The 21,203-nt window shown below is 66.7% G+C and carries 18 protein-coding genes; 8 read left to right on the forward strand and 10 right to left on the reverse strand.

Annotated elements, in window-relative coordinates; all coding sequences use genetic code 11:
* Positions 1 to 9: 9 nt before the first annotated feature.
* Positions 10 to 765 (reverse strand): SDR family oxidoreductase, encoded by a 756-nt coding sequence (locus tag ACFYWJ_RS26775; protein ID WP_355279736.1) that lies wholly within the window; start codon positions 763 to 765, stop codon positions 10 to 12.
* Complete coding sequence (locus ACFYWJ_RS26780; protein ID WP_355279738.1) at positions 762 to 1,979, reverse strand: acetyl-CoA C-acetyltransferase; 1,218 nt, start codon at positions 1,977 to 1,979, stop codon at positions 762 to 764. The genes ACFYWJ_RS26775 and ACFYWJ_RS26780 overlap by 4 nt, the downstream gene beginning before the upstream one ends.
* A 153-nt stretch (positions 1,980 to 2,132) precedes the next feature.
* Here ACFYWJ_RS26780 and ACFYWJ_RS26785 point away from each other — a divergent pair, with 153 nt between their 5' ends.
* Complete coding sequence (locus ACFYWJ_RS26785) at positions 2,133 to 2,726, forward strand: TetR family transcriptional regulator (protein ID WP_355279740.1); 594 nt, start codon at positions 2,133 to 2,135, stop codon at positions 2,724 to 2,726.
* A gap of 104 nt (positions 2,727 to 2,830) precedes the next feature.
* On the opposite strand, the gene ACFYWJ_RS26790 is transcribed toward ACFYWJ_RS26785, so the two are convergent.
* Positions 2,831 to 3,283: a flavodoxin domain-containing protein gene (locus ACFYWJ_RS26790; RefSeq protein ID WP_355279743.1), complete on the reverse strand. Its 453-nt coding sequence runs from the start codon at positions 3,281 to 3,283 to the stop codon at positions 2,831 to 2,833.
* Positions 3,284 to 3,349: 66 nt separating this feature from the next.
* Entirely contained in the window at positions 3,350 to 4,033 is a 684-nt protein-coding gene (locus tag ACFYWJ_RS26795) for a TetR/AcrR family transcriptional regulator (protein WP_355279745.1), read from the reverse strand.
* Between the two features lie 132 nt (positions 4,034 to 4,165).
* On the opposite strand from ACFYWJ_RS26795, the gene ACFYWJ_RS26800 reads away from it, so the two are divergent.
* Complete coding sequence (locus ACFYWJ_RS26800) at positions 4,166 to 5,104, forward strand: NAD-dependent epimerase/dehydratase family protein (RefSeq protein ID WP_355279748.1); 939 nt, start codon at positions 4,166 to 4,168, stop codon at positions 5,102 to 5,104.
* A 305-nt stretch (positions 5,105 to 5,409) separates the two neighbouring features.
* Here the strand turns inward: ACFYWJ_RS26800 and ACFYWJ_RS26805 are convergent, their stop codons facing one another.
* Positions 5,410 to 5,973, reverse strand: a complete 564-nt coding sequence (locus ACFYWJ_RS26805; RefSeq protein ID WP_355279749.1) for a TetR/AcrR family transcriptional regulator — start codon at positions 5,971 to 5,973, stop codon at positions 5,410 to 5,412.
* Between the two features lie 248 nt (positions 5,974 to 6,221).
* On the opposite strand from ACFYWJ_RS26805, the gene ACFYWJ_RS26810 reads away from it, so the two are divergent.
* Entirely contained in the window at positions 6,222 to 6,677 is a 456-nt protein-coding gene (locus ACFYWJ_RS26810) for a hypothetical protein (protein WP_355279752.1), read from the forward strand.
* Here the strand turns inward: ACFYWJ_RS26810 and thrB are convergent.
* From thrB to ACFYWJ_RS26830, 4 genes are read right to left on the reverse strand one after another with little or no spacing between them, the layout of a single operon-like run.
* Entirely contained in the window at positions 6,664 to 7,629 is a 966-nt protein-coding gene (thrB, locus tag ACFYWJ_RS26815) for a homoserine kinase (protein ID WP_355279754.1), read from the reverse strand. The two genes, ACFYWJ_RS26810 and thrB, sit on opposite strands and share 14 nt — an antisense overlap.
* A 25-nt stretch (positions 7,630 to 7,654) precedes the next feature.
* Positions 7,655 to 8,725 carry a threonine synthase gene (gene thrC / locus ACFYWJ_RS26820; RefSeq protein ID WP_355279756.1) on the reverse strand — a complete coding sequence of 357 codons (1,071 nt, stop codon included), beginning with the start codon at positions 8,723 to 8,725 and terminating at the stop codon, positions 7,655 to 7,657.
* A complete protein-coding gene (locus tag ACFYWJ_RS26825; RefSeq protein ID WP_355279759.1) occupies positions 8,725 to 10,068 on the reverse strand; it encodes a homoserine dehydrogenase in 1,344 nt (447 codons plus the stop codon). The genes thrC and ACFYWJ_RS26825 overlap by 1 nt, the downstream gene beginning before the upstream one ends.
* A complete protein-coding gene (locus ACFYWJ_RS26830; protein WP_355279762.1) occupies positions 10,068 to 11,777 on the reverse strand; it encodes an MFS transporter in 1,710 nt (569 codons plus the stop codon). Before ACFYWJ_RS26830 ends, ACFYWJ_RS26825 begins: the two co-directional genes overlap by 1 nt.
* A gap of 315 nt (positions 11,778 to 12,092) precedes the next feature.
* Here ACFYWJ_RS26830 and ACFYWJ_RS26835 point away from each other — a divergent pair, with 315 nt between their 5' ends.
* The 5 genes from ACFYWJ_RS26835 (at position 12,093) to ACFYWJ_RS26855 (ending at position 20,393) form a co-directional block, all read left to right on the forward strand.
* Positions 12,093 to 15,200, forward strand: a complete 3,108-nt coding sequence (locus tag ACFYWJ_RS26835) for an amino acid adenylation domain-containing protein (protein ID WP_355279765.1) — start codon at positions 12,093 to 12,095, stop codon at positions 15,198 to 15,200.
* A gap of 306 nt (positions 15,201 to 15,506) precedes the next feature.
* Positions 15,507 to 15,704, forward strand: coding sequence for a hypothetical protein (locus tag ACFYWJ_RS26840; protein WP_355279767.1), 198 nt, complete (start codon positions 15,507 to 15,509; stop codon positions 15,702 to 15,704).
* Positions 15,705 to 15,930: 226 nt separating this feature from the next.
* Positions 15,931 to 18,717: a beta-ketoacyl synthase N-terminal-like domain-containing protein gene (locus ACFYWJ_RS26845; RefSeq protein WP_355279769.1), complete on the forward strand. Its 2,787-nt coding sequence runs from the start codon at positions 15,931 to 15,933 to the stop codon at positions 18,715 to 18,717.
* Positions 18,714 to 19,979, forward strand: a complete 1,266-nt coding sequence (locus tag ACFYWJ_RS26850; RefSeq protein WP_355279771.1) for an aspartate kinase — start codon at positions 18,714 to 18,716, stop codon at positions 19,977 to 19,979. Before ACFYWJ_RS26845 ends, ACFYWJ_RS26850 begins: the two co-directional genes overlap by 4 nt.
* A gap of 6 nt (positions 19,980 to 19,985) precedes the next feature.
* Positions 19,986 to 20,393 (forward strand): hypothetical protein, encoded by a 408-nt coding sequence (locus ACFYWJ_RS26855; protein ID WP_355279773.1) that lies wholly within the window; start codon positions 19,986 to 19,988, stop codon positions 20,391 to 20,393.
* Between the two features lie 77 nt (positions 20,394 to 20,470).
* On the opposite strand, the gene ACFYWJ_RS26860 is transcribed toward ACFYWJ_RS26855, so the two are convergent.
* Positions 20,471 to 21,040 carry a TetR/AcrR family transcriptional regulator gene (locus ACFYWJ_RS26860; protein WP_355282669.1) on the reverse strand — a complete coding sequence of 190 codons (570 nt, stop codon included), beginning with the start codon at positions 21,038 to 21,040 and terminating at the stop codon, positions 20,471 to 20,473.
* Positions 21,041 to 21,203: the final 163 nt, after the last annotated feature.

A 21,203-nucleotide genomic window follows, 5' to 3' on the forward strand; every position in this document is an offset into this window, starting at 1 on the left:
ATGTGGTGGTCAGACGCCGCCGGTCAGCGTGACGCCGCCGTCGAGGACCAGTAGCTGGCCGGTGACCCAGGACGCGTCGTCGGAGAGCAGGAACGCCACCGCGCCGGCGATGTCCTCGGGCTCACCGAGGCGCTTGAGCGGGTAGGTTTCGGCGAGTTCCTTCTCCTTGCCCTCGTAGAGGGCCGTGGCGAATCTGGTCTTCACCACCGCGGGCGCGACCGCGTTCACGCGCAGCCGCGGGCCGAGTTCCACGGCCAGTTCCTGGGTGAGGTAGGTCAGCATGGCCTTGCTGGCGCCGTAGAAGCCGATTCCCGGCGCCGGCTTGACCCCGGCCACCGACGACACGTTGACCACCGCGCCACCGTGTTCCGCCATCCACGCCTTGTGCACCTGCTGCGTCCACGACAGCGCGGCCAGGCAGTTGACCTCGATGATCTTGCGGGCCGCGTCGAGATCCATCTCGATCATCGGGCCGTAGACCGGGTTGATACCGGTGTTGTTGACCAGTAGGTCGGCACCGCCGAAGGTGGCGATGGCGCGCTCGACCGTGTCACGCTGATGGTCGAGATCGTCGGCGCGGCCGGCGACACCCAGTGCGTGTTCGGCGCCACCGAGCTGCAGCACCGCCTCGTCGAGCGCGTCCTTCTTCCGGGCGGTGACGACGACCTTCGCGCCCTCGTCGACCAGCCGCTGCGCGATGCTCAGGCCGATGCCACGGCTCGCACCGGTGACGATCGCGACCTTGCCCGCGAATCGACCGGTCACGACAGCCGTTCCAGCACCATCGCCATGCCCTGGCCACCGCCGACGCACATCGTCTCGAGCCCGAACTGCTTGTCGTGGAAGCGCAGCGAGTTGATCAGGGTGCTGGTGATGCGGGCGCCGGTCATGCCGAACGGGTGACCCACCGCGATCGCGCCACCGTTGATGTTGAGCTTGTCCTCGGGGATGCCGAGTTCCCGGGCGGAGCCGAGCACCTGCACGGCGAACGCCTCGTTGATCTCGACCAGGTCGATGTCGTCGATGCCGAGACCGGCGCGGCGCAGGGCCTGCCGGGACGCCTCGATCGGGCCGAGGCCCATGATTTCCGGCGAGAGGCCGGAGACCCCGGTGCTGACGACGCGTGCGAGCGGGGTCAGGCCGAGTTCCTTCGCCTTGGTGTCGGACATGATGATCAGGGCGGCCGCGCCGTCGTTGAGCGCGCAGCAGTTGCCCGCGGTGACGGTGCCGTCGGGGCGGAACACCGGCTTCAGCTGGCTCACCGCCTCCAGCGTGACACCGGCGCGCGGGCCGTCGTCGGCGCTGACCACGGTGCCGTCGGGCAGCGTGACCGGGGTGATGTCGGTGGCCCAGAAGCCGTTGGCGATGGCCTTTTCGGCCAGATTCTGCGACCGCACACCGAACGCGTCCTGCTCGGCGCGGGTGATCCCGGTGAGCTGGGCGACATTCTCCGCGGTCTGTCCCATGGCGATGTAGACATCCGGCAGTGCGCCGGTGCCGCGCGGGTCGGCCCAGGAGGCGGCCCCGGCAGCACGCTCGGTGGTGCGGGCGACCGCGTCGGCGAAGATCGGGTTCTGGGTGTCGGGCAGGCCGTCGGCGTTGCCTTTGACGAAGCGGCTCACCGTCTCGACGCCCGCCGAGATGAAGACGTCGCCCTCGCCTGCCTTGATGGCGTGCAGCGCCATCCGGGTGGTCTGCAGGCTCGACGAACAGTACCGGTTGACGGTGGTCCCGGGAACGGTGTCCAGCCCGGCCAGCACGGAGACCGCCCTGGCGATGTTGAAGCCCGACTCACCCGCAGGCTGCCCGCAGCCGAGGACGAGGTCCTCGATCTCGGTCGGATCGAGGTTCGGTACCTGAGCCAGGGCGGCCTGCACCATTTGAACGGTCAGGTCGTCGGGGCGCATGTCCTTGAGCGAACCCTTGCCCGCCCGGCCGATCGGGGAACGGGCTGCGGCGACGATCACAGCTTCCGGCATCACAATCTCCTTGATGAATGAGCGCTTGCTTAGCAAGATGGTGCAGGTGACCCCGGATCCACGTCAATAGACAACCGACCCCCACCTCCTGTTATCCACATCACACCGCCCCTGGCGAGTGCCGATCCACCGAGGCGAGATAATGGCGTTCCCATGACCGACACCACCGAATCCCGCAGCGACGCGACCCGCGCCCGCCTCCTGGAAGCCGCGATCGCAGCGTTCGCCGAGAAGGGCTTCAACGGGACGACGACGCGCGATATCGCCGCAGCCGCGGGCGTGAGCCCGGCCGCGGTCTACGTGCATCACAAATCCAAAGAAGAACTGCTGTACCTGATCTCGCGATCGGGCCACGACGAAACGCTCGAGCTGATCCAGAAGGCGGCCGCGTCGTCCGACGATCCGGCCACCGCGCTGCGCGCGGTCATTCACGATTTCGCCGTGCACCACGCCCGCGGGCACACCGGCGCCCGGATCGTGAATTACGAACTGAACTCCCTGAGCCCCGAACACCGCACCGAGATTCGCGGCATCCGCCACCGGATCGAGCAGACCATTCGGGATCTGGTCCAGCGCGGCATCCAGACAGGCGCCTTCGACACCCCCGACGCGCGGATCGCGGCCACCGCCCTGCTGTCGCTCGGCATCGACATCTCCCGCTGGTATCGCGACGGGGGCGACTGGTCGCCGGAAGACATCGCCACCGCCTACGCCGACATGGCATTGCGCATCGTCGGCGCCGACTGATCGGCCCGACCGAGGAGTCCAGACTCGTCTCTACGTCGATGTTCCCGAGGTCCCGGGCAGCCGGTCCATGGCGCGGTCGGTGGTACAGGGCCGGGCGCCGGGAATCAGACGGCCGCGTAGCTGTGCAGCGGGAGCGTCGCCGCCCACTGCCTGGCCAGGTCCTTGGGCTTGATCTCGGACGAGGCATCGTGGCGGGCGTGTTCGCCGACCTGCACAGCGCCGCGCTCGGTCAGCTTCTCGGCGGCGATCTCACCACCCCGGTTGAAGGTGTCACCGTAGACGCTGTCGCCGAGACCGAAGACCGCGAAGCGCAGACCGGTCAGATCGGGGCGGGTGGCGTCGAGAGTGTCGAAGAACGGCTCGGCGCCGGTGGGCAGATCGCCGTCGCCGTAGGTCGAGCAGACGACGATGTGGAAGTCCGCCGCGTCCAGATCGCCGGGGTCGAAATCGGTCATGTCGTAGACCGAGACCTCCTGGCTCGCCAGCTCGTCGGCCAGGCAGTCCGCCACCGACTCGGACGTGCCCAGCTCCGATCCGAAGAGGATGACCACGCGCACGGGGAGACCTCACTCTCTCATCAGGTTATCTATGCCTAACCTAACATCTCATAACAGTGCGTGGGGTCAACCAGGCAGGCCGACGAGGTCGGCCATCAGCGCCGCCTGGTGGTCGAAGTAGTCGGAGACCGCCGTGACGGTCTGATCCAGCCGGCCGAACACCTCGAAACCGACGAGGCCGAACAACTGCGTCCACCCGGCGAACACCAGCGCGAGGCGGCGCTCGTCGAGGTCTCCCGGCTGCTCGTCGATCAGACGGCGCAGATCGGCGCGCAGCGGCTCGGTCATCGGAGTGGACACCGGAGCCGGCCCGAGATCGGCGTCGACGACGACGCGCACCAGCGACAACACGACCGCGGCCGCCGGGGTGACGGTGTCCGCCGGCGCGCTGTACCCCGGAACCGGTGTGCCGTAGAGCAATCCGTACTCGGCGGGATGCGCCAGCGCCCACGCACGCACACCGCGCCAGACCGCGTACCAGCGCCCGCGACTGTCGGCCCGATCCACCGCGGCGTCCGCGGTCACCGCCGCCTGCGCCAGCGACTCGTAGGCCTCCAGGATCAGCGCGGTCAGCAGCGCGTCACGGTTCGGAAAGTACCGATACAGCGCGGACGCCACGATGTCCAGATCTCGGGCGACCGCCCGCAACGACAGGTCGGCGCCCTGGGTGGCGAGGTGGCGACGCGCGACCCGCTTGATCTCCTCGGTCATTTCCTCGCGCACGCGCGAGCGCAGTGATCTGGCCGTCATGGAATCAGTGTCGCACACTTCGAGAACACCGAGTCGATTCGAGAACACCGTTCTTGACGCGTTTCGCTCCTCCCGAGTACGGTGAACTGGAACAGAAACACTGTTCTCTCACCTCTCCGAGAAGGAGCAGCCATGTCGTTGCATGTCGTCGTCGGCGCAGGTCCGGTCGGCACCGCGACCGCGCGCCTGCTGGCCGACGCGGGACACGACGTCCGGGTGGTCACCCGCCGTGGCGGCGGCCCGGCGCACTCGTCGATCGAGCTGATCGCCGCCGACGCCAACGATGCCGCCGCCCTGACCCGCCTCACCGAAGGCGCTGTGGCGCTGTACAGCTGCGCGGGCCCGGCCTACCACCGCTGGCCGCAGGAATGGCCGCCGCTGAGCGCCGCACTGCGCACCACCGCCCAGCGGACCGGCGCGGTCCTGGCGACCACCGGAAACCTCTACGGCTACGGCCTCGTCGACGGACCGATGACCGAGCAGACCCCGCTCCGCCCCAACACCGTGAAAGGCCGTGTCCGAGCACAGATCTGGCTGGACGCGCTCGCCGACCACGAGGCCGGGCGACTGCGCACCGTCGAAGCCCGTGGGTCGGACTACCTGGGCGCGGCCGTGGTGTCGTCGTTCACCGTGCTGGTCCTGCCCCGGATCCTGGCCGGGCGCCGGGCCTCGATCACCGCGGATCTCGACGCCCCGCACAGCTGGACCTACGTCGGCGACGTCGCCCGCACGCTGGTGGCCGTCGCGTCCGACGAATCCGCTTGGGGCAGGCCCTGGCACGTCCCGACGCCACCGCCGTTGTCGGTGCGCGCACTCGCCGAGCGCCTGGCCGAACTGGCAGACACCGCACCCGCCCGGGTGAGCCCACTGCCGGTCGCCGCCCTGCGGCTGGCGGGCCTGTTCGATCCCGCCGCCCGCGCGATGATCGAGATGCGCTACCAGACAGACCGCCCGTTCGTCATGGACTCCTCCGCCGCTATGTCCGCGTTCGGCCTCACACCGACCCCCACCGATGTGGCGCTGCACGAGATGATCACGGCCGCCCGGGAACACACGACCGCATCGGCATGATGCCCTCCACGGGTGCGCCCGGGCCGCCCAGTGGCGCTCGAGCAATTCAGGTTCGGTGGGGTCGGCGCAGCCAGGTGTCGGCCGCCCCTCATAACTCGACGCAGTTCGGATCATCACCCGTTCGCAAGTCCAAAGGGCTGGATTTCGCAAGTTCTTCTGAGGCGCCGCGGCACGCTGGCCGAATTGCTCGTTTCGATAGGCAATGCCGCGATCGTGAAGCTCTCCGCTGAACCAGTTGTGAATGTCGTGGTTTGTGTCCAGACATCGGGCGCTTCAGGGTGTGCGGCAGGCCTGAACCGACCATTTCAATGAACAGGCTGGGACGTGGACAGCATGCGTTCCCATACCGCGGTCGTCGCCTCGACGATGTCGCGGGGGCCACCGAAATCGTTCTCCGCCACCAACTGGCGCACCATCGCCCGCACAAGAATGGTGAGCCCGAAGGCTATCGAGTCCGCCTGTGCCGAGACCGCCGTCGGCGACGCCTGCGGCGAACGCAGGTGCTCGGTGAGCATGAGCCGCACCGTGTCACAGGTGCGGTGCAGGAGCGCGGAGATCGCTTCATCGCTGCTGGAGACCTGCATGGCTGCGGCGAACAGATCACGGTCGCGGTCGATGAGATCCGCCGTGGCCTCGAGCACTGTCGACACGGTGAGCTTTCCCGACGTCCAGGTATCCACCTGCTGCCGCGCGTGCAGATCCAACGGCACCGCGGCTTCGAACGCGTGGGCCAGCAGCGCCACCTTGTCCTCGAAGTAGTAATAGAACATCGGGCGCGAGATGCCCGCCCGACCTGCCAACTGCTCGATGGTGATGTCGGAGAACGAGATTCCGTCGCCGAGCAACTGCGACAGCGCACCGATGAGCAAGCGTTCTACCTGCGGAGCTTTGCCTCGACCCGAGGCACCTCTGGCAATGATGACGGGCACCCCTTCGTTGCGGATTGCTACTGACTGCTGCGCCTCAGTAGTCGAACAGCCTACATACGAACACAATGAAATACAAGCGTTCGACACAGTGTCAGACGCCTGTTAGGTTGGTGGAGAACAACAGAACGCCGACGATGAGCAGGTGCGTGCGGCGTTCGTAAACCGTTTGGGGAACGGAGATTTCAGAGATGAACCGGACCGTGCCGAGCTCGACGCTCAACGCCTCGATCGATCCACAGTGTGGGGTGTGCTCGACTCGTTTCAGCCAACCGGCCACCGGACGGCCTCAGGTGTATTGCTCGCGGGCATGCCGCCAAGCCGCCTACCGCGCGCGACAGACCGTCAAACACGCCATGGCGGAATCGTCTCGGCTCCGTGACAGCCTCTCTGCGATTCGCCTCGAGTTCGACGCGGCATCCCGACACCTCGCCGCGACCCTGGCGGTGCGAGATTCCACCGCGCCGGACACGCCTGGACACGATCACAGCAGTGGCTGGGAGACCGAGGTGGCGATGTCGACACGGCAACTCCGTTACCTCGCCGACCGTATCCACGAGGCCGTCAACGACCATTCCCAGATCGCCTACCGGTACCGGTCCGCAGGACGCGTCCTGCGGACCGGCAACGAGCTCACTCGATCCTGACCCCGGCGCTGATACCCGGCTCCAGCACGGCCAGGCCGGCCGCCGCGGCGTCTTCGGACAGCCGCCGCGGCAGGTCTCGATCACACAGGGCGAGAACGCTGGGGCCGGCGCCTGAGACCGTCGCGGCGATTCCGCTCGCGCGCAACCTGGCCACCCAGGTCGCGGTAAGCGGCCAGGCCGAGGCTCGATAGTTCTGGTGCAGACGGTCTTCGGTGGCGGGCAGTAAGAGCTCAGGGTTCGTCGTCAACGCGGCCAGGGTCAATGCCGCCCGTCCGGCGGTGAACGCGGCGTCCCGGTGTGGCACCGACTTCGGCAGCAAGCCCCGGGTGTGATGCGTCGAGGACCGCTCCTTCGGCACGAAGACGAACGGCCGAAGGCCAGGATGCGGCTCGAACCTGGCGGCTCTGTAGCGCAGCGGCGCTCCCGGGCGTGCGGACTCGGCATCCGCCCAGGCCGCCACCACACCGCCGAGTACACACGCTGCCACATTGTCCGGATGGCCCTCGACCTCTGCCGACAGGTGCAGGAGCCGATCGGCGTCCAGCGCGAGCGCGGGATCGAACGCGGCGGCAAGCGCACCGGCGACCGCCGAACCACCGACAACGGCAGCCGCCGACGAGCCGAGACCCCGCGCATGCGGAATCTCGTTGTGGCAGTGCACATGCAGACCTGGCGCCCGTACTCCGATGGTGTCGAACACACGGCGGACGGCACGGACCACCAGATGCGTCTCATCCCCCGGCACATCTTCCGAGCCTTCGCCGCTGACCTCGATCCGGAGCCCGGATTCGATGGTGCGCACTCGGATTCGGTCTTCGATCGCCAGCGCAATCGCCAGCGCATCGAATCCGGGACCCAGGTTGGCGCTCGACGCGGGAACCCGCACGGTCACTTCGAGACCGACGGGCAGCGTCCTCACCTGCTGAGTCCCGGCGGGCGGGGTGGCCGTCATCAGCCTGCTCTCGCGTGCGCTCAACTCAGGCCAGCTCGAGTTCGTGGGCGATCGCCACCGGGTCGACAGCGATCGGCTTGACCTCGGGCATACCCGCCAACGCGTTGTCGGGGTCCTTCAGACCGTTACCGGTCACCGTGCAGACCACCGTCAGACCCGAATCCAGCCAGCCCTCCGCGCGAGCGGCCAGCAGACCCGCCACACTCGCGGCCGACGCCGGCTCGACGAACACGCCCTCGGTCGCGGCGACCAGGCGGTACGCGGCCAGGATCTCCTCGTCGGTGGCCGCGCGGAACGCGCCACCGGACTGCTCCTTGGCCTCCATCGCCCCGTTCCACGACGCCGGAGCACCGATCCGGATGGCGGTGGCCACGGTCTCCGGGTCCTTCACCGGCGCGCCGTTGACCAGCGGCGCCGCACCCGCGGCCTGCACACCCAGCATGCGCGGCAGCACCGAGGTGACACCGTCGGCGTGGTACTCGCGGTATCCACGCCAGTAGGCGGTGATGTTGCCCGCGTTGCCCACCGGCAGCACGTGCACATCGGGCGCCTTGCCCAGCACATCGCAGATCTCGAACGAGGCGGTCTTCTGGCCCTCGATGCGGGCCGGGTTCACCGAGTTCACCAGGCCGACCTCGGGGAAGTCTGAGGTGACCTTGCGGGCCAGCTCGAGACAGTCGTCGAAGTTGCCCTCGACCTGGATGATCTTCGCGCCGAGCATCACGGCCTGGGCCAGCTTGCCCATCGCGATCTTGCCCTGCGGGATCAGCACCGCGCACTCCATGCCGGCGCGGGTCGCGTAGGCGGCGGCCGAGGCCGAGGTGTTGCCCGTCGACGCGCACAGCACGGCCTTCTGGCCGCGGTACTTCGCGTCGGTCATCGCCATCGTCATGCCGCGGTCCTTGAACGAACCGGTCGGGTTGGCACCCTCGACCTTGAGGTACACCTCGCACCCGGTCAGCTCCGACAGGTGCGTCGCGGGGACCAGCGGGGTCCCGCCCTCGAACAGGGTGACCGGCTCCCAATCGGCCGCACCGGCCAGCCGGTCGCGGTAGGCCGCGATCAGACCCGGCCAACCGGCCTGCGGAGTCGTCATCATTCTTCGGTGCCTTCCAGTCTGAGAACGCTGGTCACCGAGGTGACCGAATCCAGTGCGGCCAACGATGTCGCGATCTGGTCGAGAACGGATTCCCTGGCGTGATGGGTCAGGACCACCAACTGCGCGTGCGGGCCGTCCAACTGCTGGCGCACCGAGGCGATACTCACGCCCCGCCGGGCGAACTCGCCGGCGACCGCCGCCAGCGCACCGGCCCGGTCGGACACGGTCAGTCGCAGGTGGTGGCGGGTCACGATGTCTCCGATGGGTGCGACCGGTAGCTCGGCGTAGACCGATTCTCCGGGGGCTCTACCACCGTGCACCTTGTTGCGAGCCGCCATCACGAGATCACCCATCACCGCTGACGCGGTAGGCGCGCCGCCCGCGCCCTGGCCGTAGAACATCAGCCGACCGGCATTGTCGGCCTCGACCACGACCGCGTTGAACGCGCCGCCGACGGCTGCCAGCGGGTGTTTGCGCGGGATCAGCGCCGGATACACACGAACCGCGATCCGCTCCTTGCCGCCGTCGGCGATAGCAGGCTCGCCGGGGCCGGCATCCACGCGTTCGCACACGGCGAGCATCTTGATGGTGCAGTCCTCCGCCGCGGCCGCCGCGAAGTCCTCGGCGGTCAGACGGGTCATGCCCTGCCGATACACCTGAGCAGTGGTGACGCGGGTGTGGAACGCCAGCGACGCGAGGATCGCCGCTTTCGCGGCGGCATCGTGTCCCTCGACGTCGGCTGTCGGATCGGCTTCGGCATAGCCGAGCTCCTGGGCCGCGGCCAGCAAATCCTCGTAGCGGTCCGAACGTTCGGACATCGCGGACAGCAGGTAGTTCGTCGTGCCGTTCACGATGCCGACGACGCGATTGATCCGGTCACCCGACAGCGACTGAATCAGCGGTCGCACCACCGGGATCGCCCCGGCGACGGCCGCTTCGAAGCACAGGTCGGCGCCATGGCGATCAGCGAGTTGCGCCAGCTCGCTGGTGTAGTCGGCCAGCAGCGCCTTGTTCGCCGTCACCACCGATTTGCCTGCCGTGAGTGCCATCGCGATGAGCTCACGGGCCGGTTCGATTCCGCCCATGACCTCGACGACAAGGTCGATGTCGGGTCGAGCGATCAGCGACTGGGCGTCGGTGGTCACCAACTCCGGCCCGATACCTCGGTCGTGGTGTGGGTTTCGGACCGCCACACCCCGCAATTCCAGCGGCGCACCGATCCGCTGGCGCAGCTCGTCGCCGTGGACCTGGAGCATCCGCACAACCTGCGAGCCCACGTTTCCCATACCGATCACCGCGACCCCGAGCGCGCGCGGCTGCTGTGTGCTCTCGACCATCATCATTCCTTTGCCATGGCGAATTCGGCGGGCGCCTCGATCGAACGCTCATCGGGCGGACCCGACTGCGCTCGCCGCCGAGAAGGGAGGTACGCGAAGGCGATACCGGCGCCGAGGAGTGCGCTCAGGCCACTGACGAGGGCACAGATCCGCATTCCGTGGACGAAGGCATCGTCGGCGTCGGCGACGTAGGCCCGCAGATCCGCTTCGGCGGACTGCCGGAATCCGGCGATCGCCGATTCCGGCATCGCGCCCGCGACCAACCGCTCGCGCTGCTCGAGGGCATCGACCGACCGCTGGGCGAAATCCAGTGCCTCGGTGATCGATCCGCTGCTGTTGGCGTGTAGCTGTGGTGTCGCCAGCGCCGAGTCCGGCAGGGCCACCAACGAGGTCGGCTGATCCAGTCGCGCGGCGAGTTCGGCGGGCCGGTCGTCGCCGAAGCTGTCATGGAAGCCGACCGTGAGGATCGAACCGAGTACGGCGACGCCGAGTGCTCCAGCCAGCTGTCGCATCGTATTGTTGACCGCTGAGCCGGCGCCTGCCTCATCGGCCCGCACGGTACTCATGATGGCCTCGGTGGCCGGAGTCATGGTGAGGCCGAGCCCGATTCCGATCAGTGCCATCTGGATCTCGAGCACCCATTGCGGCATGGTCGCGGTGGCTTCGACGAACGACAGCATCGCGACGGCGAGAACGGTCATGCCGCTGCCGGCGACGATGTTCGCTCCCCATCGTTCGCTCAATCGGGGTGCCAGGGTGGACATCACCATCACCGAGGCGGCCACCGCGATCAGCGCGACTCCGGTCGCGAGAGCCGAGTAGCCGCGCACCGCCTGTAAGAAGTACGACAGGTAGAACGTCGCCCCCATCAGCGTGAAGAACGCGACAGCGATGGCACCTACTCCGGCGGCGAAGTGCTTGTGGGCGAACATATTCATCGCGATCAGTGGGTGTTCGATTCGACGTTCGTGCCAGACGAAAGCCGCGCCACACGCCACGCCGAGCAGGATCGTGCCCGTACTGGCCCACTGCAGCCACGCACCGCTGTTGCCACCCTCGATGATCCCGTGAATCACCAGACACATCGCCGCCGAGGACAACGCCACGCCGATCGGATCGAACCCGCCCTCCTTGGGGTCACTCGATTCCGGCACCAACAGCCAGGTCAGTACGAGTCCGACCGCGACCACCGGGACGTTGACCAGGAACACCGAGCCCCACCAGAAATACTCGAGCAGAACGCCACCGGCGATCGGGCCCACCGCGATCGCCATACCCGCGACCCCGGCCCAGATGCCGATGGCCTTGGCCCGCTGGTCGGCGGGAAACACGTTCTGGATGATCGACAGCGTCTGAGGTTGTACCGCGGCCGCGCCGGCCCCGAGTAGACCGCGACAGACGATCAACTCGAGCGGCGTGTCGGCGAAGGCGCACAAGACCGACGCGACGGCGAACACCGTCAACCCGATGAGCAGCATGCGTCGGCGACCCCATCGGTCCCCCAGGACCCCACAGACGATCAGCAGCGCGGCGAAGACCAGCGCGTAGCTGTCGACCGCCCACTGCATCTGCGCCTGCGAAGCAGGCAACTCCGCCTGAATTGTCCGAAGTGCGACATTGAGAATCGTGTTGTCCATGACGACAACGAGCAGACTGAATACCAGGACACCGAGTACGACCCAGCGTCTGGAATTTGTTACGGGTGATCCCACAGCGGATCCTCATTTCTGCCGTAGTGCGGTATGGACCGATCCTTTCCAAGCTGCTGCGCACACGGCAACGAGTTGCGTCACGGCCCGCTCGTGTCAGCGACATCACGCTCCCACCGGGCGCGATGTCGCCCCGCCCGTGACGAAAGTGATTGCGCCCGAAGTGCATAACTAACAATCCTGACTTTCGCACCCCCGGTGGGCGCAGGTGCAACAGCACCCTTTTCATCAGGTTGATCGCAACGACGCATCTCCTGATATCGCGACGTAACACCTGAGGAGGACCACGTGACCGTGCGTCGTCGCCCAATTTCGGCAATGCAGCGAAAACTTCACACCCAACAGATTCTCTTTCCGAACGACCCGGCCTTCAACGTCGGATTCCTGCTGCGCATCCGAGGTGAGATCGATGTCGATCGAGTGCGGGCAGCGATCGACGCTGTCGCCCGGCAGGCCGAGCCGCTGAACGAGTATTTCGTCGTCGAGGACGGCGAGGTGCATGCCGTCTACGACGCGGCACAGCAGTACCGAACACCGCTGATCACGCGCGACGGCGACGCCGGGGAACAACTGCGCGCCGAGGTGTCCGATCAGCTCGACACACCGATCCCGATGGACCGGTGGCCGCTGTTCGACGCCGAGATCATCCGCGACGACATCAGTGTGTATATCAAGATCGTCGCTTCGCACATGATCGCCGACGTCCACACCTTCTACAACGTCATCGCCGACCTGATGCTGATGTACAGCGTGCCCGACGCCACCATCCCCGGCGGGACGCTGTTTCCCGAGCTCGTCGACGCCGACACCGCGCGAACGACGGCCGCGGTGGAGTTCTTCCGCTCGAGCCTGGCAGGCGTCGAGACGCTGTCGGTCCCGGAGTGGGAGGCCGACCGTACCCGCGACGGCGCACTACCCGGCCTGCACCACACCGTCCACCTGGGCCCGCAGCTCAGTGCCGACATCGACGGCGCTGTGGAGTCGCTCGGTGTGCGCAAGTTCAGCTTCTTCCTCGCCGCACATCTGCTGGTACTCGGCTGCCTGAGCAGCACGTCGACCGTGACCACCGGTGTCCCGCTGTCGAACCGGCGCCGCGACAAACGCATGATGAAAGCCTATGGCTACCATGTCAACACCTTGCCGCTGACGGTGAATCTGGACGATTTCGACACGTTCGAGAGTCTGTGCCTGCACGTCGAGGAGCAGATGGGCCGCTTCATCGAATTCGAGGACTTCGATCTCGCCGGACATTCGAGCGCGGTCTTCGGATCGGCGGAAGCCGGCCGATCGCGCCCGTCGAGCAGCTTCACGTTCTACCGCCAGCGGATGTCGCTGAGCCTGCCGGGCTACGAGATCGACCCGATCCACCTCGAACGCGGCAAGGCGTTGTGCCCGTTCATGGCCAATGTCGAGGAGAACGGCACGGGCTACACCTACTACCTGCAGGTGGGTGACACGGTGGCCCGGAGCCGACCGGAGCAGGTGATCAGTACCGTGCTGTCGTTCCTGGCCACCCGACCGAGCGCACGCCTGCGCGAGATTCCGTGGGTCAGCGGCCAGGAGCTGGCACTGATCGAGGCCGCGACCAGCCGGCGTTCGGTCTTCGAGCCGGAATTCGGTTCGCTCGCCGCACAGTTCGAGCACCAGGTCGCCCGCACGCCCGATGCCGTCGCGGTTTCGTACGAGGACAGCTACTACACCTACGCCGAGCTCGACCAGCGCGCGGGCCGACTCGCCCGCTGGATCGTCGAGAACGTCGACGGCGACTTCGTCGGCGTCTCGATGGAACGCTCGGCCGACCTGGCGACCGTACTGCTGGCAATCCTCAAGGCCGGCAAGGCATACGTGCCCATCGATCCGGCCGCACCGCAGCAACGCGTCGAGCACATCCTCGCGCGATTCGAGGCCATGCCGGTGATCGCCGGCCGCGGCGCACTGCCCGATGTCGGTGGTCCCGAGCGGATCGATCTCCGACGGATGCTCCAGGACACGACCGCGTTGACCCCCTTCACCCAGACCTCAGCCGAGGACCTGCACGACCGCCCCGCCTACGTGATCTTCACGTCCGGCTCCACTGGCGTGCCCAAGGGCGTCACGGTCACCCACGCCAATGTGTTGCGGCTGTTCTCCGCGGCGCGCGAGCACATGCAGTTCGGTGCGGACGACACCTGGGCGCTGTTCCATTCCTACGCTTTCGATTTCGCGGTGTGGGAGCTGTTCGGGGCGCTGCTGCACGGTGGACGATTGGCGATCGTGCCCGAGTGGACCCGCCGTTCTCCGGCCGATTTCGCCCGATTCCTCGCCGACGAGGAGGTCACCGTCCTCAACCAGACGCCGACCGCCTTCCGCCAGCTCACCCAGGCGATGACCACCGAGCATGCCGAACGCCTCGCCGTGCGATCGGTGGTGTTCGGTGGCGAGATGCTGCGGTTCGAGAGCTTGGACAGATGGTTCGAGCTCTACGGCGACCGCGCCGAGCTGATCAACATGTACGGCATCACCGAGACGACGGTACATGTCACCTACCACCACATCACCGCCGCGGACCTGGCCGCGAAACGGGCCAGCGTCATCGGAAAGCCGCTGCCCGACATGGGCGTCGTGGTCGTCGACCCGCAGCTGCGACCCGTTCCGGCCGGGGTGGCCGGCGAGATGCTCGTCTACGGCGCCGGTGTCTCCGCCGGCTACCTCGGGCGACCCGATCTGACCGCCGATCGCTTCATCCGGTTGCCGGGACGCGACGGTGTGCACTACCGCTCGGGCGACCTGGCCCGCGTCGACGAATCGGGTGACCTGGTCTATCTGGGCCGGATGGATCAGCAGGTCCAGCTACGCGGCGTGCGGATCGAACTCGGCGAGGTCGAAGCGGCGTTGCTGGCGATCGACGGGATCCGCGAGTGCGCGGTCCGGGTCGACGACCGATCACCGGAGGAACCGGAGTTGGTCGCGTTCGTGGTGACCGCCTACCCGATCACCGACGCCCAGATCCGCCACGCGCTGCGCAACCGACTCGCGGCCGCCGTACGACCCAACCGATTCGTCACGTTGGCCGCACTGCCGTTGACCGTCAACGGCAAGGTCGCCGATGCCGCGCTGCCGTGGCCGAGCCGGGCAGGCGACACCAAGGACACGGCGCCCCCAGCGCCGGAGATCACGCCACCTGCCCCCTCGCGGGCAGTGAGCGCACTCGCCACCGTGCGAGCCGCGTGGGTGACGGCGCTTGGCCGTGACGATTTCGGCGACGACGATGCCTTCTTCGACGCCGGCGGAACCTCCACACAGCTCATCCGGGTGCTCGAAGAGCTCCGCCGTTCGTGCGAACGACCTGAGCGACTGGAGATGGTGGACATGTTCGAATTCACCACGCCCCAGCAGCAGTCCGAGCACCTCGAGCGCCTTCAGCTGCAGACTCTGGTCGCAGCCTGAGTAGTCGCCGATCAGCACACCACCGCTCGGGGCGGGGAACCGATGAGTTCCCCGCCCCGTGCGCGTACATCCCAGATCCCTTGTGACTCATCACACATGAAACCGCGAGTCACATACACTCCACAGCCCCCATGGAGTCCTGATAGGCTCCTGACGATTGTCAGACACGGAGTCTGACACAGTGTCGGGAATTGCCGGCACCACTCGCTGCGGACAGGGGAATCCATGGCACCCGGGAACAACACATCTCGATCGCTCACCAGCCGACACCGTGCCGGTCGGGATATCGAGCATTTGGTCACCGAAATGAACACTCATCTGATCGACAGAACATCCGATCTCGTGCTCGCTATCAGCGAAATAGACGATCCGGAAATGATGTGCGGCGCCGTTCCCACCGGGTGGGAGACAGCAATGAGTCGACAGGTCGACGAAATACGACATCTGCTGGCGCATATCAGCGAACTGGTGTCGGGGCGCATGACACCGGATTACTCGATGTGATCCGGCGTCGGACACCACGATTCCAGTGATTTCCATTCGAGATCAACGGATTCCGGCGCGTCGACGACTTTCATAACGCGATGGACTGGCTGAACGATCACAGCTCACACCGGTCCACCGAACTCGTAAATCGACTAAATTCGATCTCAGCGAACGCTTTCCCGAATTCCACGTCGATTCGGAATCATTCAGTCGATCCCACCACCTTTTCCGACGGAGTAGAACCATGCACGAAAACAGGGCGCAGGAGCCCATCGCGATCATCGGCATCGGCACTCGCCTGCCCGACGCCACCCACCACACCGGCCTCTGGCGGAACCTGCTCGACGGGGTCGAATCGGTACGCCGGTTCGACCGAGCAGAACTGCTGGCCGCCGGTGTTCCCGCCGAGCTCGTCGACAACCCGCAGTACGTGCCCGCGGGCACCGTGCTCGACGATGTCGATCAGTTCGACGCGGGATTCTTCGGATTCACCACCTACGAAGCCAAGATCACCGACCCCCAGCACCGAATCCTGCTGCAGACAGCCTGGGAGGCGCTCGAGGACGCCGGTGTCGTCGCCGCGTCGACCGCGGGACGCATCGGCATCTACGCCTCGACCACGCTGAGTACGTACTTGCTCAACAACATCCAACGCAACAGCCGCTACCGGGTCGACGATCTCAACTACCCCGTCCTGATCGGCAACGACAAGGACTTCCTGGCAACCAGGGTCGCGTTCAAACTCGGCCTTCGCGGCGCGGCCGCCACCGTGCAGAGTGCCTGCTCGAGTTCGATGGTCGCCATTCACCAGGCGGCGACCTCGCTGCGAACCGGCGACAACGACATCGCCCTCGCCGGTGGCGTCTCGATCGTGAACCCGCAGACCTCCGGATACCTCTACCAGGAAGGCGGCATCGGCGCGCGTGACGGACATTGCCGTCCGTTCGACCGCGACGCCAGCGGCACCGTCAGTGGCAACGGTTGCGGCGTCGTCGTGCTGAAACGACTCGCCGACGCGATCGCGGACAACGATCACGTGTACGCCGTGCTCGCGGGCACCGCCATCAACAACGACGGCTCCAACAAGATCGGGTTCACCGCACCCAGTGTGACCGGGCAGGCCGCAGTCATCGGCCGGGCGCTGTCGAACGCCGACGTCGCGGCCGCGACGGTGGGATATGTCGAAACCCACGGCACCGGTACCGCACTGGGCGACCCGATCGAGTTCCGCGCGCTCTCGCGGGCCCACAGCGATGCCGACGGCGGCGCGCCGGAATCGTGCCTGCTGGGCAGTATCAAAGCCAATGTCGGCCACCTCGACGCCGCCGCGGGTGTGGTCGGACTGATCAAGACCGCGCTGGTACTGCACCACCAGGTGGTCCCACCCCAGATCAACTTCACCGAAGCCAACCCCCACGTGCCGCTCACGGAGTCGAACTACGCCATCAACATCAAGCCGCACGTCCCCGACAGTCCGATCGAAGCAGCGGCGGTCAGCTCGTTCGGCCTCGGCGGCACGAACACCCACGCGGTCTTGCGTCGCCACCACCGACCGGTCTCGGCTCGTCCGGAACCGGCAGGGGCACATCGCATCACGATCAGCGCCAACACCACCGAGTCGTTGAGCCGGAACGCCGCACGCCTGGCCGCGGCTCTGCAGACCGAGGCTCACCGCATCGACGACGTCGCCTGGACACTGCACGCCGGCCGCAAGAAGTTCCCGGAAACGCTGACCTTCGACGCACAGACCGCCGCGCAGGCCGCGACCGTCTTGGCGCAGTTCGCCCGCACCGGCAGCGTTCCTGCTCCGAGCTCGGCATCGGAACCCGTTGCTGCGCAGAAACTCTCGCTTCCCACCTACGCCTTCGACACCGAGTCGTACTGGATCGAGCCGCAGGCCGCCGCCGATGGCGCCGACAGCGCCGTGGCGCAGGCGACCCCCAGGAGCTACCGCGCGGAAGATCCGGCCGTCATCGCGGAATTCGTTCTCGACACCGTCCGCGATCTCCTCGAGGACGAGGCCATCGAACTCGATTCGGACTTCTACGACGCGGGCGGAGAGTCGATCGCCATGGTCGACCTGGTCACCACCGCCCGCGATCACTTCGATGTGCAGCTCGATTTCGACGGGTTCGAGGGTCTGCGCACCGTCGCCGATATCGCGGCACACATCGCCGACGTCATCGACGGAACCGCGCAGCGCGCGACGACGGTCAGCATCGTCGCCGGAGACGGTGCGCCGCTGTTCCTGGTGCCACCGGCAGGTGGCACCAACTTCGGCTACTCGCGGCTGGCCGGCCACCTCGACAACAGCGGGCCGATCGTGGCCTTCACCGCGCCCACCCACGGTGAATCCGCCTCCATCCGAGAGCTGGCCCGGCGCAACGTGGCCGAGCTCGTCGCCATCCAGCCCAGCGGCCCGTACCGCCTCGGTGGCTACTCCTTCGGCGGCAATGTGGCGCTCGAGATGGCGCTCCAGCTCCAGGCGGCCGGTGACACAGTGACCGAGCTCTACCTGTTCGACTCGCACGCGCCGCTGGCCTACCTCGGCGACGAGCTCACCGAAGCGGAGTTCCTGACGGCCCTGCCGCAGATGATCTCGGCCGCGGTGCCCGGTCTCACCCTGGCCACGGACCGCACCGCCGACACCCTGGTGGAACTGCCGACCCTGCTCGAGTCCCGCCCGGAGTGGCTCAATATCTCCGACGAGGACATCGTCGACTTCGCCCAGACCTGGCGCCAGAACCACAACGCGCTCAAGGGCTATTACCCGGACAGTCGGTTCCGGGGCCGCTGCGTGATCTTCGACGCCGCCGAGGAACACCCCGAGGACGAACTCGCCTCGCTGCGGATTCGACTCGTCCCCAAGGACGCGTGGATCGCCCACCTCGCCGGCGAGGTCGACATCATCTCGGTCCCCGGCAACCACTACACGATGTTCACCGACGCCGACCTCGTGCCCGCGCTGGCGGCCGCCTTCACCGCCGCGGTGGCAGCAGGGGCCGTGGGCGACGCCGAGGTGGTCGCATGAGTCTGATCGTCCAGAAGTTCGGTGGTTCGTCGGTCGCCACTCCCGAACGGATCCGTCGGGTCGCCGAACGGATCGTCGCGACCAAGAGGCAAGGGCATGAGGTGGTGGTGGTGTGTTCGGCGATGGGCGACACGACCGACGATCTCGTCGATCTGGCCCGCCAGGTCTGCGCCGAGCCCGAGTCTCGTGAGCTCGATCTGTTGCTGACCTCCGGCGAACGGATCTCGAATGCGTTGGTGGCCATGGCTATCCAGTCACTCGGAGTCCGGGCCAAGTCGTTCACCGGCGCCCAGGCCGGTGTGATCACCACCGGAACCCACGGCAACGCCAAGATCATCGACATGGTTCCGAGCCGGCTGAAACCGGAACTGGCCGACGGCTGCGTCGCCTTGGTCGCCGGCTTCCAGGGGATCGCACAGGACACCGATGATGTGACCACCCTGGGGCGCGGTGGATCGGACACCACGGCGGTGGCACTCGCCGCCGCACTCGGGGCCGACGTCTGCGAGATCTATACCGATGTCGACGGCGTGTACACCGCTGATCCGCGCCTCGCCACCGATGCCACCAAGATCGACACGATCTCCTACGAGGAGATGATGGAACTGGCCGCTTGTGGCGCGAAAGTTCTGATGCTGCGGTGCGTGGAGTACGCCCGCAGATACAACGTGCCGATCCATGTCAGGTCTTCCTACACAGACAACACCGGAACTCTCGTCACCGGATCGATGGAGCAGATTGTCATGGAACAACCAATCCTCAGTGGCGTCGCACACGACCGCAGCGAGGCCAAGGTGACCGTTGTCGGCATTCCCGACCTGCCCGGCTATGCCGCGAAGGTGTTTCGCGTCGTCGCCGACGCCGGCATCAATATCGACATGGTGGTGCAGAACGTGTCGGTCATCGAGAGCGGCAGGACCGACATCACCTTCACCGTACCCAGCTCCGACGGTCAGCGTGTGGTCGGCCTGCTCATCGAGCACCGCGCCGACATCGAATTCACTCGGATCGCCTACGACAATCGGGTCGGCAAGGTGTCCCTGGTCGGCGCCGGGATGAAGTCGCACCCCGGCGTGACGGCGATGTTCTTCGAGTCGCTCGCCGTGGCCGGGATCAATATCGACCTGATCTCGACCTCCGAGATCCGCATCTCGGTCCTGGTCTCCGACACCGATCTCGACACCGCGGTCAAGACCGTGCACAAGGCTTTCGACCTGGCCGGTGACACCACCGCGGTAGTGTACGCGGGAACGGGGCGCTGATCGTCTGTGTCTGTTCTGAATTCTCGGCTGCCCGCCTCCGCCCTATCCACCGCACGGATCGGCCTGCTCTTCGATGCGACGGTCAAAATCCTCGGCGGCACCGCGCTCGTGGCGATCGTCAGCGGACTATGGCCGGTCCACCATGGATTGACACCCGCACTGCTCGCTTTCGCTGGAATCGCCTTCGTGATCGGCGGCGCCACCATGATCACACAGCTACGGCGGCTGCTCACCGACGAACGGTCGATCGTCGCCGTGATCGCGGTCGATTGCGTGATCGCCGCCGCATTCATGCCGATCGCGATCCAGCAGTGGCAGGGCATCACGACCGCTGGCGGAAACATCGTCTGTGGTGTGATCGCGGCTGCGTCGATTTCTTCGGTGGTAGTGGCTTTCACCTCCACCTCGGACTGACCCGACAATCGACAAGGGGTCGGCCGGTGATTCGAATCACCGGCCGACCCCTTGTCGTCCGTCGACAGGGCGCTTGGTCAGCCCGCCGCGGCGTCGGCCTGGTCGCCGTAGACGACTCGACCCCACACCAGCGACATGATCTCCACCCACCGTTGCGCGTCGACGCCGTTCTCGCCGTTGACGAACTCACGAACCATTTCGATCGCGAGTGCGGACAGCGCCAGGGCGATCGTGCTCGCGTCACCGCCGAGCGCCACACCCGCCTCCTGCTGTCGCTGGATCCGCTGTGTCAGCTCGCCGCGGAACGCGGTGAGGGAGGCCTGTAGTGCCGCGGCGACATCGGCGTCATAGTTGGCCACCTCGAGGAAGGCCGCGATCACCACGCGGTGCGGCTCCAGATATTCGATCGCAGCGCGTAGCGCCGTCGGCATGTGCGCCGGCCCCGACGGCCACTCCCCCATCTGTTCACTCATCCGCGCGGTGACCGGCGACAGCGCATCGACCACCAGCCTGGACAACAACTCGTTCTTGTCGACGAAGTGGCTGTAGAAGGCGGGGCGTGACACGCCGCCGCGCTCGGTGATCTGCTGGATGGTGATGTCGGAGAAGGCCGTTCCCTCCTCGAGTAGCTCTCGCAAGGCAACCATCAGATCCGCTGCGGCCTGCTTGCGGCGCGCTTTCGCAGACGACGTCCGATTCGTAAGCATCTCGCGGAACCTCCTCCACCGGCTCGGACACGAGCTGAGAGCTCAGCGGCAGGCCCGGCAATAACGGCATGTCATACACGGTGACAGACATATGTCAGACACC

This window comes from Nocardia sp. NPDC003269 (genome assembly GCF_042888005.1).
Classification (GTDB): domain Bacteria; phylum Actinomycetota; class Actinomycetes; order Mycobacteriales; family Mycobacteriaceae; genus Nocardia.

Excerpts from the sequence above, each read along its gene's own strand:
- ACFYWJ_RS26780 (WP_355279738.1), bottom strand. The coding sequence starts at position 1,979 with ATGCCGGAAGCTGTGATCGTCGCCGCAGCCCGTTCCCCGATCGGCCGG.
- ACFYWJ_RS26785 (WP_355279740.1), top strand. The coding sequence starts at position 2,133 with ATGACCGACACCACCGAATCCCGCAGCGACGCGACCCGCGCCCGCCTC.
- ACFYWJ_RS26795 (WP_355279745.1), bottom strand. The coding sequence starts at position 4,033 with ATGACGGCCAGATCACTGCGCTCGCGCGTGCGCGAGGAAATGACCGAG.
- ACFYWJ_RS26800 (WP_355279748.1), top strand. The coding sequence starts at position 4,166 with ATGTCGTTGCATGTCGTCGTCGGCGCAGGTCCGGTCGGCACCGCGACC.
- ACFYWJ_RS26810 (WP_355279752.1), top strand. The coding sequence starts at position 6,222 with ATGAACCGGACCGTGCCGAGCTCGACGCTCAACGCCTCGATCGATCCA.
- thrB (WP_355279754.1), bottom strand. The coding sequence starts at position 7,629 with ATGACGGCCACCCCGCCCGCCGGGACTCAGCAGGTGAGGACGCTGCCC.
- thrC (WP_355279756.1), bottom strand. The coding sequence starts at position 8,725 with ATGACGACTCCGCAGGCCGGTTGGCCGGGTCTGATCGCGGCCTACCGC.
- ACFYWJ_RS26825 (WP_355279759.1), bottom strand. The coding sequence starts at position 10,068 with ATGATGGTCGAGAGCACACAGCAGCCGCGCGCGCTCGGGGTCGCGGTG.
- ACFYWJ_RS26835 (WP_355279765.1), top strand. The coding sequence starts at position 12,093 with ATGCAGCGAAAACTTCACACCCAACAGATTCTCTTTCCGAACGACCCG.
- ACFYWJ_RS26840 (WP_355279767.1), top strand. The coding sequence starts at position 15,507 with ATGAACACTCATCTGATCGACAGAACATCCGATCTCGTGCTCGCTATC.
- ACFYWJ_RS26845 (WP_355279769.1), top strand. The coding sequence starts at position 15,931 with ATGCACGAAAACAGGGCGCAGGAGCCCATCGCGATCATCGGCATCGGC.
- ACFYWJ_RS26850 (WP_355279771.1), top strand. The coding sequence starts at position 18,714 with ATGAGTCTGATCGTCCAGAAGTTCGGTGGTTCGTCGGTCGCCACTCCC.
- ACFYWJ_RS26860 (WP_355282669.1), bottom strand. The coding sequence starts at position 21,040 with ATGGTTGCCTTGCGAGAGCTACTCGAGGAGGGAACGGCCTTCTCCGAC.